The 12416-nt window shown below is 61.5% G+C and carries 10 protein-coding genes; 5 read left to right on the forward strand and 5 right to left on the reverse strand.

The window, feature by feature from the left end; genetic code table 11:
* The 4 genes from ACSQ3I_RS26685 to ACSQ3I_RS26700 all read right to left on the reverse strand — a co-directional run.
* Window positions 1-1810 (reverse strand): recombinase family protein (locus tag ACSQ3I_RS26685; protein ID WP_436003987.1); only part of this gene is annotated, 1810 nt, incomplete at its 3' end.
* Window positions 1811-1888: 78 nt separating this feature from the next.
* Window positions 1889-2728 (reverse strand): recombinase family protein, encoded by an 840-nt coding sequence (locus ACSQ3I_RS26690; protein WP_436003989.1) that lies wholly within the window; start codon window positions 2726-2728, stop codon window positions 1889-1891.
* Window positions 2729-2908: 180 nt separating this feature from the next.
* On the reverse strand, window positions 2909-3841 hold the full coding sequence (locus tag ACSQ3I_RS26695; protein WP_436003991.1) for a hypothetical protein: 933 nt from the start codon (window positions 3839-3841) through the stop codon (window positions 2909-2911).
* 614 nt (window positions 3842-4455) lie between these two features.
* Window positions 4456-4791 carry a hypothetical protein gene (locus tag ACSQ3I_RS26700; RefSeq protein ID WP_436003993.1) on the reverse strand — a complete coding sequence of 112 codons (336 nt, stop codon included), beginning with the start codon at window positions 4789-4791 and terminating at the stop codon, window positions 4456-4458.
* Window positions 4792-5475: 684 nt separating this feature from the next.
* On the opposite strand from ACSQ3I_RS26700, the gene ACSQ3I_RS26705 reads away from it, so the two are divergent.
* The 5 genes from ACSQ3I_RS26705 (at window position 5476) to ACSQ3I_RS26725 (ending at window position 11486) form a co-directional block, all read left to right on the forward strand.
* Entirely contained in the window at window positions 5476-6669 is a 1194-nt protein-coding gene (locus ACSQ3I_RS26705; protein WP_436003995.1) for a hypothetical protein, read from the forward strand.
* A gap of 337 nt (window positions 6670-7006) precedes the next feature.
* Window positions 7007-8104, forward strand: coding sequence for a hypothetical protein (locus tag ACSQ3I_RS26710; protein WP_436003997.1), 1098 nt, complete (start codon window positions 7007-7009; stop codon window positions 8102-8104).
* Window positions 8105-8264: 160 nt separating this feature from the next.
* Window positions 8265-8771: a hypothetical protein gene (locus ACSQ3I_RS26715; protein WP_436003999.1), complete on the forward strand. Its 507-nt coding sequence runs from the start codon at window positions 8265-8267 to the stop codon at window positions 8769-8771.
* A complete protein-coding gene (locus ACSQ3I_RS26720) occupies window positions 8764-10725 on the forward strand; it encodes an AAA family ATPase (protein WP_436004001.1) in 1962 nt (653 codons plus the stop codon). The genes ACSQ3I_RS26715 and ACSQ3I_RS26720 overlap by 8 nt, the downstream gene beginning before the upstream one ends.
* On the forward strand, window positions 10722-11486 hold the full coding sequence (locus ACSQ3I_RS26725; RefSeq protein WP_436004003.1) for an ATP-dependent Zn protease: 765 nt from the start codon (window positions 10722-10724) through the stop codon (window positions 11484-11486). The genes ACSQ3I_RS26720 and ACSQ3I_RS26725 overlap by 4 nt, the downstream gene beginning before the upstream one ends.
* A 211-nt stretch (window positions 11487-11697) precedes the next feature.
* Here the strand turns inward: ACSQ3I_RS26725 and ACSQ3I_RS26730 are convergent, their stop codons facing one another.
* Complete coding sequence (locus ACSQ3I_RS26730) at window positions 11698-12384, reverse strand: YoaK family protein (protein ID WP_436004005.1); 687 nt, start codon at window positions 12382-12384, stop codon at window positions 11698-11700.
* Window positions 12385-12416 lie beyond the last annotated feature (32 nt).

Below are 12416 nucleotides of genomic sequence, written 5' to 3' on the forward strand. Positions count from 1 at the left end.
CCGACATTTGCAAATTCGCCCATTCTGGATATTTGCGCAAAAGCTCCTCGGCGTAAGCCTCGAGGAGCTTTTTCTTTTTGTGCTCTGTGTCGATCTCGCCTGAGGCAATCCGGGCCATCAGATCGTTCTGGGCGGCGGCGACGAACTGCTGCTGCATGATGTCGATCACGTCCATCGAGGCCATGATATTAGCGATGTCGCCATGGACCTGCAGGGATGCCGGCTGGTGGCCCGGTGTCTTGCCGATCACGACCGTTTGGATGAGGTCCCGCACGATCGGCATAAGCCGGCGCTTGGCCTGTTCGTCGGCATTGTTGCGGGCAAGGAAGAGAAGCTTGCGGATGGCGATCTCGGTATTGGCCGCATTGAACTGTGCCTTCAGTCTGGCGATCTTCTCCTGAAAATCCTCCGCGGCGAGCTCTTCGGCCGCGGCCAGTTCCATGACCAGCTTCTCACGGGTGACTTCAAGCTCATCGAGGTGGTCGTCGAGGATCGCAAGACGCGGCCGGCCTTCGGCGTGACGGTCCTGGATCTGCTGCATCAGGCTTGCCTGCTGTGACTTGATGGTCGCAAGCTCGGCGGTCAACTGGTTCTTCCGGGAGGGAGCGCTCTCCAGCTTGCTCACCTCGTGCGCGACCATCTTCTGCGAAATCCGGTCGAAGATGTCGAGCGAGTAGAAGGCGGCCGGGATGCAGTTGAGGACGCGCTCTTCGAGTTCGTGGCGGGTGATCGTCTTGCTGTTGCCGCAGCAGGCGCCGCCGAGGTCGTCGATCGGCAGGCGCTTCTTGCGGTTGGTGCAGCTATAGCGGTCCTTGCCCGAGATGGCGTAGGGACCGCCGCATTCCGCGCATTCGAGCATGCCGCTCAAGAGATATTCCGGCCGGTGCGTCGCATTGAGCCGGTTGCTCTGCCCGAAATCGAACAGTTCGCCCACTTGCCTCTGCCGCTCCTTGACGCGCTGCCACAGCTCATCCGATACGATGCGCATCTCCGGGACGTCCTTGAATACCCAATCGGTGGCGTCGTTGGCACGGGCGGTTCGTCGTTCGGTCTCCGGGTTCTTGCGATACTGGCGCCGGTTCCAGACGATGCGGCCGATATAGCTCTCGTTGTTGAGAATGCCGCTGCCACGGCGGACATGGCCGCGGATCGCCGTATCGCGCCACTTGCGGCCGCGCGGGCCGGGGACCCCTTCATTGTTGAGGAGGTGCGCGATGTCGCGCGGAGACATCCCGTCGGCATAGAGCTGATAGATGCGACGAACAATCTCCGCCTTGACAGGATCGACATCCCGCAGACCCCGGATGCGGTCACCATTGGCATCGCGCTGCTGCGACAGCTTGTAGCCGTAAGCGAGGCAGGTCGACGCCTTGCCTTTCTTCACCGCGGTCTTCATGCCTTCGCGGGTGCGGTAACGGATCTGCTCGACGAGCTCATGGCTGAGTGCGGCTCTGAGCGCCATCTCAAGATCGGTGACCGGCGTGCCGGCATGGACGGTCCAGATGTCGGCATCGCGATAGCGCAGTTCCTTGAGGATCTTGGCGCTGTGCTCGATGTCGCGCGACAGGCGGTCGACCGTGACGCAAAGCACGACATCGATGCGCTCGCGCTTGACATGCGCCATCAGGCTCTGGATGCCAGGGCGGAGTTGATAGCTCGTGCCGCTGACCGCGGCATCGGAATAGGTGGCGGCCAGCTTCCAGCCTCTCTGCTTGACGAAGGCTTCGCCCAGCTCGATCTGCGTTTCGATCGACACCTCGTGCTGGCGGTCGGTGGAGTAGCGGGCATAAAACAGGACGTTCTTGGTCATGGTCTGAATTCCATCGCAAACGATATCATGGCAACACTGGCCGGCAGCGCCGGCCAGTCTGATGTCTTGGCGAGGGCGTTACGGCGATGCCGCAGCACGCCGGCCGGCGAAGTCCTGGCGCAGCTTCACGCGCCTCCAGAGTTCGTCGCTGACGATCCGCAAGGCAGGTGCGAAATCGTACTCACGGCCCGGTACCCAGGACCGGCCGATATAGATCTCGTCATTGAGGATGCCGGTTCGCCGATCACGGCCGCCGCGGATGGTGGCGTCGCGCCACATCCTGCCGTGGGGGCTGGGAATGCCTTGAGCGTTCAGGGCGTCGGCGATTTTTGCCGGCGACATTCCGTCGGCATACATCTGGAAAATCCGCAGGATGACTGCGGCGGTCTCGTGTTCCAGAACCCTGAACCCGAAAATGTACGTCCCATCGGCATCATAGGCTCCCGTATAGCGATAGCCGTAGGGCAGGGGTACAAGGTGCTCGGCCTCATAGAGGTCATCGGGCATCGGCGACCGGCGTCGACCGAGCCCGATCGCTCCATCGGGGTTGTTGTAGTAGTAGTCGATGAGATCTGCGGCCTTGATCCGCACACCGGGATCGGCGGCCCAGACTTCGATGCCTTTCGCTTCGAGTTCATGCAGCAGCCGTTCCGCGACGGCAAAGCGCGAGCACAAGCGGTCCAGCGTATGGCACAGGACGATATCGATCGATCCGATATCGACCTCTTCTAGGAGCTTGTGGATGCCGGGCTGTGCGGTGAACACGACCTCGCCGATGTCTTCGTCACGGCAGGTCAGTTCCAGCTTCCAGCCGTTCTTCCGGATGAAGGTCTCGGCATAATAACGCTGCGAATCGGCGCAGGCGGTGTGCAGCGTATCGGCCGAGTTGCGGAGGTAGAGCAGGACTTTCTTTGTCATGGGGGGCTCCTGAAGCTTGAGAAATGATTTTGGGGGACATGTTAGCCTGGCGCGGATCGCTTGGGAGCCCGCGCCAGCCGCCAGTCCTTCATGGTCCGGCGGTGGTGCTTGACAAGGCGGCGCCGAGGGTGATTGCGCGTGGCAATAATTGCCGCGGTCACGCCGGCCGCACGGACGCGGCTAGTAACCCATCACGGCGCGGTAGGCCGCGGCCGCGCCGGTATTGCCGGCCAGACGGTTGTCGGGTCGCGGCATGAGGATCTGGTCCTCGATGCTGTCGCGATTGCCCAGCCAGTGCCAGCCGGCTTCGGCCGGGCCGGTCACGAAGACCTCGTTCGGGGTGAGCCTGATACGGGTTGCGCCCGTCTCGGCCTTGATTGCCTCGCGGAAAAGGCGGATCGCCTTGCCGTTCTCACCCGCCTTCTTCGGCGCCGGGGCCCTGGTGGCGATCGCCGAGGGCGCGATCCGCTCGGTCAGCACCAGAACGCGGCCGACCCTCTTGCGGCGACCTTCGGCGTCATCGATGTCGACGACGACCCCGCCGCTGAAGACATCACAGAAGACACCGCCGCTCACGGCAACGCAGTGCGTGCTCAGAGACACGACGCAAGGGTAATCACGCTCCATTCCGGTGCGACCATTCAGATAGGCAGCAAGCGTCGGCCGGTCGGGAACGTAGCGCCACTTTCCCACATATCCGATCAGGCGCAGGGCCTGCTCGATCTCGTGAGCACTCACCCATTTGACAGGCGGTGTGTACGAGAAGTCGAGCCAGCGCGCGCCGTACCGCACCTGGCGGATCGCATCGGCGGCCTGAGACACGGTCACGCCGGCGATGGACGCGATGACGCACAGTCCGTCATACAGGCGGGACCTGGTATCCTTGACGACGTCGTGAAGGTAGCGGGTCTTGATCGCTCCGACATCGGGTAGGGGTTTGGTCGCCGCCGGTTTTACCGGAGCACTTGCGCGCCGAGCGAGTTCCGCCTGAATGCTGCGGGCAGCACTCGTCTTGTCGAAGGGGAACGCCAGAACATTGTTCTGGCGATCGCCCTCAGAGCGGGCGCGCTTGGAGGTCTCTTCCTGCGAGGGAGGGGTAGGGGTATGCGACATGATGACTCCTTTCGTGAGCAGATCTTCGTCGTCGTCGACGAAGATCTGCGCGCAGGGCGTCATCGCGCATGCGGCCGGTGCAGAACCCCGAGGTGGGTGTCCGGCACACAAGGTCTCCTGACGGCGGCATAATGGCGCCATCAACATGACGGTAATCGAACATGGGCGCCTCCTTCCGTTCCTTGGACTGGCCTGGGTTGAACATCGCTGCCTGCCACTAATCACAGGCGTTATCTTTTAGCAAGTGTCTGTAATCGTTGAGGTAATTTGAGTGAATTAAGGGGCATTCTCAAAATGGGACACGCCATCTCGTTGAAAAGTCGAGACTTGCTCCTGAGCGGCGATCGGCACTTACGCACTGGTAACCACTCGATTCGGTTTGGTGTTGCGAAAATGCAACGGTTTAGAGCCGACATCTGAAGTGAGGCGCCGATCGCACAAGCCGATCAGCATCAGGCCCAGCGCGTGAAACCTCTGGAAATCCGATTCAGAATCGAACGGCGTTTTAAGAAGTAACGGGGGGAAACGTATCAGAACTTGCAAACGCCGTCAGGCGTTGACCGGCACCTATTGCTGGAAAGGGCGGGATCGGCGCAGAGCAGGCCGACGCCGCCTCAAGCGTCCCGATCGTGATCCACGGGATGGAGAAGGTGGACCTTGCGGCGAAACGGCCAGTCGCCTGTGCGGTACTTGGCGACGAGTTCCTCGAAGACGATGTCGGACTCCCGCTCGTCAAATCCCTGCTCCACGAGCATCCTGACCACCCGGTCCTGGAAATCCTCCAGCACCTCTTTCGCGTCCCTGGCCGCCATGCTGGAAATCGTCATGAAGAGCGCCGTGCGGGCAATATCGTCCCGGTTCGGACGCCTTGCCTTGCGATCGGCGTCACGCAGCTTTTGTTGACGCTCGCGCTGCTCGCGATTGCGGTCCTCTTCTGACTTTCTGGCCATGATGCCACTCCCATACGCCCTGCGGCCTCCTTGCCAGACCGGCGCCTTACCGGCAACGCCGCTTGTGCTGGAATCAGAAATCCCGGCTCGTGAATCGGAAATCCACGGTTCGGAATCGCGGATGCGCAACTTGAGATGACCTGCGGGGACGTTGAGGTAGATCGAGACGACGTGCGGAGACGAAACGGCGTTTGCGGAATCAAAGCTTCATGGCTCTGAATCGGAAATCCGGAAACCGGAATCAAAAATGCGCAATTTGTCTCGATGTGCGGGCACGTTGAGATGGCATACCGGCACATTGAGACGATGCCTGCCAGATTGTCTGCTTCGCCGGATATCGCTCAACTGCGCGTCGTATCGTGCTTTCCGCGCCAGGCGGCGGTTCCTGCCACGCCCTCTTACCGGGAGTGTTTGTTCCGAGGGCCTGAAGCGACTGATTGCGGTCCGAATCCGGGAGAAATGGTGATTAAGCATCAATTAAAGTAAAGAATATTTTTGTGATGCTGTAATATGGTTAATTTGAGCCGTTTTGGAAATAATAATTGTATAGATAGAAGTAAATAATGGGATTTTACTTAGGTGTGATTGGTGGCCGATTTGACAATTACTGATGGTGCGGTGACCATGTGTGTGTTCGATGTTTTGTGTCGAACGTATAGTATCAGTAAACAGTGAGGTTTTATCGTGAGTGCATCCAAGTTTGTCCCGCCTGCCGCCTTCGCCCATCACTATGAAAAGCTTGGGATCGCAGATGCGGCTCTTCGTGACCAGCTCGAAATCGCTGCCGGGAATATCTCTGATCTCGGCCGCCGCACGACCGAGCAGAGCTTCCTGCTCGGGGAGCATCTTGTTGCCGCTTCTGGACTGCTCGCCGACGGTCTCTTCGACAAGTGGGTCAAGAGGCGGTGCAGCTTGGCCGCCCGCACTGCGAGGGCCTATATGTCCGTCGCGCGCAATCTCGGCGAATACCGGGATGATCTGGTCGACCTGTCGGCCAGCCCGACCGTCATGTTCCATCTGGCGCACGCGCCGCATGACAAGATCCGCGATGCGATCGCCCATGGCGAGGAGCATGGCCGTCTCCGTGTGCTCGATGTGAAAACCATCCTGGGCGATGGCGATGAGGGCAAGGTCAAGACTGCCCGGGGTGACCTCCATGGAGCAGGGGGTGTGACCGGCCTGAAGGCACTGATCGCGGTCAAGACCCGCGATGGCCTGAAGATGTTCGTGATGCATATCGAGGTCATTGTGCAGGCCATCAAGGTGGCGCTGGACCAGAAGCGGGTGATCAAGGAGGCGCTGGCCAGGGAGGTTGAAGATCTTGCCCGTGTCGCGCGTATGGAAATGGAAAGCCTGGCGCAGTTCGTGGAACCGGACAGCGACCTGCGCCGCCATCCGCGCTCGACCCAGTTCCCGAAGAAGACCGAGTGGGCGGTGGTGAACGAAACGCTGCAGAAGCTTGGGCTCTTCGATATCTGGCCGAAGTCCAAGGAATTGCCCGGTTGGCTTCGCGACGAGGTCTTGCCGGTCCTCGAATGGGCGATCTCGAAGGAGCGCAAGCCGAAATGGCCGCTGGCCCAGTCGGTAGAAAAGATGGTCGCCGTCGATGATGTGGTCGAGCTGACCCCTGAAGCGGAAGCGGAGCAGGGCAAGGATCAGGCCGAAGTCTCGGTCGCGACCGATCTGGATCGCTTCACGGAGCGGTTCGGCGAAGCGCTTGAGCGGGCGACAGGCGGGCTGATGGTCGTCAGCCGCGAAACCCCCAAGGTCCGCAAGCAGGTCGTGGCGGTCCCGCCGCTGGCAGCCGACGAGGCGGCAGACGGTTTGGGCGAAACGCTCCTGGATGAAGGCGCATCCGCACCGCAACTGACCGCATAAAGCTTCCGACATGCTGGAAGGCCGATTGGTCGGCCTTCCAGCCAAACCTTCAAGGGCCGCTTGTCGGCCCTTTGCCTTGCCCGGCTTCGGCCTCGAGATGTTTTAGCCGCGGGCGGGCTTTCGAACCTCGGCGGATAGCCAGACCGAAGCGACCGTGAGCCCGGCGTTAACCTTGTTCCGGTCCCGTTCTCATTTTTTGGCAGAGGGGTCCTTGAGCCCGAGCGCCGGTCCTGCCAGGTTGCGGCTGTTCCGGATGGCCGGAACAAAGCGGCCCCTGCCGATGCTGGTAACATCGACAAGGGCCTGACCGTCAACCTTGGTAAGAAGGAATCGGGCTATGAGCACGAATACCGTTTCTGTCCCTTATGGGGAAGTTCTCCGTTCCATGATCGACGCGGCCGAAGCTGCCGCAGCTTCCGGGTCCCGCCCGCGCCCGTTCGGCTTCGGCCGCAATGCGGTTCCGACTCCGGTTCGCGAACCGGCAGTGCTGCGCCGTCATCCGCATCTCGTTCGCTTCGCCGATGTCGAAGCCGATCTCGAACTGCTGATCGACCGAGCCATCAACGCCATCATGGACGGCGAACCGGCCGAGGACGAGATCCTCGGTCACTACGTCAACATCGCTTCGCTCGTCCGGGCGGTGTCCTTCCGGGAAGGCAAGCTGCTGGAGCAGGCGGTCGAGCGTCTGGCGAAAGCGAATCCGAGCATTATCGTCCTCACCCAGTCCCTCAAGCTGCCGCTGGTGAAGGCCGCGATGGAGGCGGTTGCTGGAAACAACTGGTCCAGCCTCGACGGCATCAAGCTCGATTGCGAGGCGCCGGCCAAGGGAAGCTACACGCCGGACCTGATCATCGTGAACCGTGCCCGGCACACGGCCTACATTTTGGACTTGAAGCGCTCACTCGCATCCTATGGTGACACGAGCCGTCTTGAGGAACTGAAGCTCAAGATGATGGCGTCGGCCATGGTCCTGCCGGACTGGCTCTACAAGAACCAGAAGCGGCTGATGGTCGATGCGGTCGAAGTGGCCATCGTCGATGGCGCCAGCCGCCCGAGCGATCATGCCAACGGCGTCTGGGCGCTGTCCGAACTCGATGACCTCTTGGAGATCGACGGCGTTGCCGCCTGCATGGCCGAACTGCGCCTGCGCTTCGGCATCCGGGTGCAGCAGCTTCTCGAGGCCGAGGCGCGCAAGGCGCTCGGCGGTATGGAGCAGCCTGTCTTCACGCCGAATACGGTCGTCGCGCCTGCCCCCACGTGCTCGCGGATCAATCTCAACGGGCCGAGCCGGACTTTTGAAGAAGACCAGGCGGCGCGCTCATACGATGATGATCACGATCGCGACGAACCGGGCTTCGATGATGGGTCCGATGAGGATGAGCCGACACCGGCCTTCATCCGGATCGGCTTTGCCCGGCGCCCTGCCAGGCACTGAGCCCGGCCGCACATTGCTCGCTGCTGCCTGATGGCCTGACCGCCGCGCCCTGACGCTTGCCGTCAGGTGCCGCGTAGCGATCCCTCGCGTCCAGGCCGCGGCTTTCCCATTCCATCTCTCATAAGCGCTGGACCGAACGCGGTCCGGCCAAGGAGTTCCCATGTCTTCCGATATCAATCCAGATGTGCCGCCACGCATCCGCTGCGAGGCGATCCCGCCGTCCTCGACCTCACAGAACCTCACCTGCCATCGTGCGCATGGCACCGTCTTGCGCTATCCCGGATCCGGTGCTGGTCGCCCGACTGGCGACGATCCCGCGCATCTGATCGGCTTGGCGCTCGGCCATGTCCGGCAGGGTACGGGCCTGACCGGCCTCGTACCGGACACGGTCATCGGCCGATTGCAGAACCATGCCGATACAGGCAACCCGACCTGCCGCCTGCTGCTCGACTGGCTTTCCAACCGCAACTGTGATCGCGTGGTCTCAGTTCAGCCGGATGCGGGCAGTCCGGGTTCGGCCAAGCCCCGTCCTCTTCGCCGCCTGATCCGGGAGCGGCGCCAGGCAAGACCGGGCAGTCTGAAGAAGCGATGGCCGACGAAGGCAGAGCCGACCAATGGCGGAACGGCAATTATTGCCGCGATGACGGAGGGCCGGATCGATGAATAAGCTGTCCCGCCTGTTCCTTCGTCGCCTCGAACGCATCGCCCGGCGTGAAGCCCAACGCAACGCCCATCTCAATGGCCTCTTGTCGTTGAAAATCGTCGAAGTGGGCGGGCACGTCCTGCGGCGCTACTCGCCCGCCTTCGAAACCGCGTCTCTTTCCGGAGACCACAACCGCGACTTGGCGTGGATTCGTCGGAACTTCGGCGGCTACCTTCTGCCGCCGCCTCCGCAGTCCGACATTGTGATCACCGAGGGCAAGTCGTCGACGTCCTTCCTGCAGTCTTTAAACGGGCTCGGTCAGGTAACGGCCAGAGATCATGCCGCAGCGATCGATCACAAACGCCGTGCCTATGCTGTCGGTCTGGTCGGGCGGGCGGGCAAGGCGCCGCTGATCAGCAACATCGTCGCGGCCCTCGTGCTGGCCCGTGCGATCGAGAACGGTCGTGTGCCGCTTGCCAGGATCGTCCGTGCTGCCGCCATGTCGGCGCCTGTCGTCGCGCTGCATGGGCCGATCGTCGGCTTCGAGCAGGCCATGCGCCGCCTCATCGAGACACCGGGCTTCGTGCCGGGCGGCGCCTTGAGCGGCATCGATGGAGAATACGTCTATGATGACGGCACCTTTGCCGGACCCGAGGGTGCAGGCCGTACGTACATTCAGTTCCTAGGACATAGCATCGCGCGCATCGCCGGCGCCACGCTTAGGCGCCGGCTGGTGAATGCGACGACGCGTGACTATCCTGTCGTTGCGATCAGCGAGAAGGCGGAGGCCATCCCGTCCGACATCGCCATTGCCGCCGACATCGGCCTTGCGGCAGGCTGGCTGGACTATCCCTTCCTCAGTGCCATGGTGGAGGCGATGCATGGTGCCAACGGTATCACGGCGCTGGAGCAATGGTCGACGGCCTACGACGCGCATTACCTGACGATCGATGATGTCGTGCTGGCGTTCCGGCCGGGGCGCAGCGCATCCCAGGTCATCGCCGTGCTGGCGTCCCTCACCGAGCGCAATCGTGTTGCCGCTCGGGAGGATGACGATGATGACGACGAACCGGCATCCAAAGGCGCTGGCAAATCATCGAAGTCGAAGCAGGATGCGAAATCGTCGGAGAAATCCTCATCCGGAAAAGACAGCGGCGGCGGATGGAAGCGCGACAAGCCGTCGGGCGCTGAGGTCATCCAGCCGGAGCCGTGGGGGCCGGAAGAAAACGATCGTCCCTCGCTCGCGGTCGAGACGCTCTCCGGTTACGGCAAGGCCAAGACCTGGGCGCTGGATCTGAAGGCTGATCTGGCCGATCACAGGGCGGGCGCTCTCGCCTGGTCGGACATGAGCACCAAGCTTCTGCTCCATGGACTGCCCGGGACCGGCAAGACGACTTTTGCTCGGGCGCTGTGCAACAGTCTGCAGATCCCACTGGTCGTCACGTCAGTCTCGACCTGGCTGCAGGGCGGGCATCTGAACGACGTCATCGCCAAGATGGCCAAAACCTTCGTCGAGGCCCGGGCCATGGCGCCGGCGATCCTGTTCATCGACGAGATCGATGGCATCGGCAAGCGGCAGCCGGCCGAGCGGGAATATGCCGACTATTGGAACACCATCGTTAACAAGGCGCTCGAGTTGTTGGACGGGGCGGTCAAGAGCGAGGGGTTGATCATCGTCGGCGCGACGAACCGGCCCCAGGAGATCGATGATGCGCTGAAACGCTCCGGACGCCTGGAGACGCATATCGAGATCCCCTTGCCGGATATCGCCACGCTCACGGAAATCTTCGCCCACCATCTCGGCGATGATCTCGTATCGCTGGTTAATGGAAAGAAGCCACATGAGACCAAGGCCGGTGAGGCGGGTTCCGAGGCTGCGGAGATGAATGCCGACGAGGCAGAAGCATCCAACATCCATGCCGATCGGGACAGCGACGAACATACCTTGAGGGACGCTCGGGAAGGAGCCGTGACATGACAACGACATCGAAGCACATTGAACCGGGTACGCCTGAAGCGGCCGTGTCCCTCCTGAAGCGGCTGGCAACAAGGGCGATGGGCCTCACCGGCGCCGATATCGAACGCATCGTGCGCCAGGCGCGGCTGAAGGCCCGCCGCGAAAAGCGGACGATCCGGTACGAAGACCTCGAGGACGGCATCCGGATGGATCGGCCGCAGGTGCCGTATGATTTGCGCTGGCGCTTCGCCATCCATGAGTCTGGTCACGCAGTCGTACATCATGCCTTGAGGTTGGGGCCGATCCATGGGCTCAACATCGATGCGCCCGGAGGCGGCGGCTACAGCCAACTTGGATTCACCGCATCGGGGAGCGACACGCTGGGCTACCGTGAGGACATGCTCGCCATGCTCATGGCGGGACGCGCCGCCGAGCAGATCGTCGTCGGCAAGGTGTCGGCCGGTTCCGCTGGTTCGGACGAAAGCGACCTGGCACGGGCCACGAAGATGGCGCTCGCCATGGAGCGTTCCCTCGGCTTCGGGGCGATCCAGCCGTTGCTCTACCGCGATGACAAGGACCCGGCCGCAGTGCTCGATGCTAATCCGGATCTTGCGGCCCGCATCCATGCGCGATTGGAAAGGGCATTTGCGAGGGCCGTCGAGATTGTCAATGAGAACCGCGATAAGCTCGATGCGCTCACCAACGCGCTGTTCGATGCGCAGGCTTTGGATGGCGAGGCGGTGAAGCGGCTGCTCAAATACGGTGATCGTGGGCCAGAATAACAGTAGATTCCGATGTGAATTGTGTTCTTGGGTTAGTCGACGGTTGCTATGGCGATGTGTCGGTGCTGGCCGGTATCCGGCTGGGGTGGAGGTATATTTGCGCCTTTATTATGGTCCTTCAGTCTAAAGTTGCGACACTTCAAAGCCGACAGTCTGCTCAATTTGCAAGTGCACGCCGTCCGGCAGAGCGGGCAGCAATTCTCCATCTGCATTACCGGAGATATCTGATGCTTAGCAGGAGTAGAGGCATCGCCAAAGCGCAGAAGGATAGTCCCCCGAGGTGCTGGTATCCAAGAACGCCAAATACGCCACCGAGTGCGAAGAAGACAATCGTGACGAGGTGGAGTCTCAAGCGCAGCACGATGGCCAGCTTGTCGGAGCTGGAATTGCTTCCCAGAAGCATGGCGATGCCCACCCCGATATCGGTTGCGACGCCCGAGACATGGGTCGTTCTTACGCGACTGCCGGAAATCCGCGTCGATGCCGCATTCTGCAATCCCATGGTCAGGCTCAACAGGCCCACCACCAGCACACCATTCGGGGAGCGTGCGCTCAGGGTGATGAAAAGCCCGACAAGCATCAGAAGCGCGGCTTCGACGATCAATGTGAGGGCGTAGATGTTACGACGTAGCTGCCGCTTGCCGACTTCGATGAGACACGAGGCGATGAAGGCACCAAGGATGAACATCACGACGATCGTCAGGAAACCCAGTGCCAGGTCGGACCGGGAGACTGCGAGGAAATCGGAGGCCATTGAGACATTGCCGGTCATGTTGGCTGAGAAATAGCGGTAGCCAAGGTAACCGGCACTGTTCACGCCGCCTGCGACGAACGCCAGAATTGAAGCCAGCATCAGGTCTGTTGCCGGAGTCCTCTTGTCGCCTTCTTGGATGAGCATTTCGATTTTACATTGCTATGGATGCGGTGGGG

Source organism: Rhizobium sp. LjRoot30 (genome assembly GCF_964253915.1).
Lineage (GTDB): Bacteria > Pseudomonadota > Alphaproteobacteria > Rhizobiales > Rhizobiaceae > Metarhizobium.

Coding starts and splice junctions, on each gene's coding strand:
- ACSQ3I_RS26690 (WP_436003989.1), bottom strand. CDS start 2,728: ATGACAAAGAAAGTCCTGCTCTACCTCCGCAACTCGGCCGATACGCTG.
- ACSQ3I_RS26695 (WP_436003991.1), bottom strand. CDS start 3,841: ATGTCGCATACCCCTACCCCTCCCTCGCAGGAAGAGACCTCCAAGCGC.
- ACSQ3I_RS26700 (WP_436003993.1), bottom strand. CDS start 4,791: ATGGCCAGAAAGTCAGAAGAGGACCGCAATCGCGAGCAGCGCGAGCGT.
- ACSQ3I_RS26710 (WP_436003997.1), top strand. CDS start 7,007: ATGAGCACGAATACCGTTTCTGTCCCTTATGGGGAAGTTCTCCGTTCC.
- ACSQ3I_RS26715 (WP_436003999.1), top strand. CDS start 8,265: ATGTCTTCCGATATCAATCCAGATGTGCCGCCACGCATCCGCTGCGAG.
- ACSQ3I_RS26720 (WP_436004001.1), top strand. CDS start 8,764: ATGAATAAGCTGTCCCGCCTGTTCCTTCGTCGCCTCGAACGCATCGCC.
- ACSQ3I_RS26725 (WP_436004003.1), top strand. CDS start 10,722: ATGACAACGACATCGAAGCACATTGAACCGGGTACGCCTGAAGCGGCC.
- ACSQ3I_RS26730 (WP_436004005.1), bottom strand. CDS start 12,384: ATGCTCATCCAAGAAGGCGACAAGAGGACTCCGGCAACAGACCTGATG.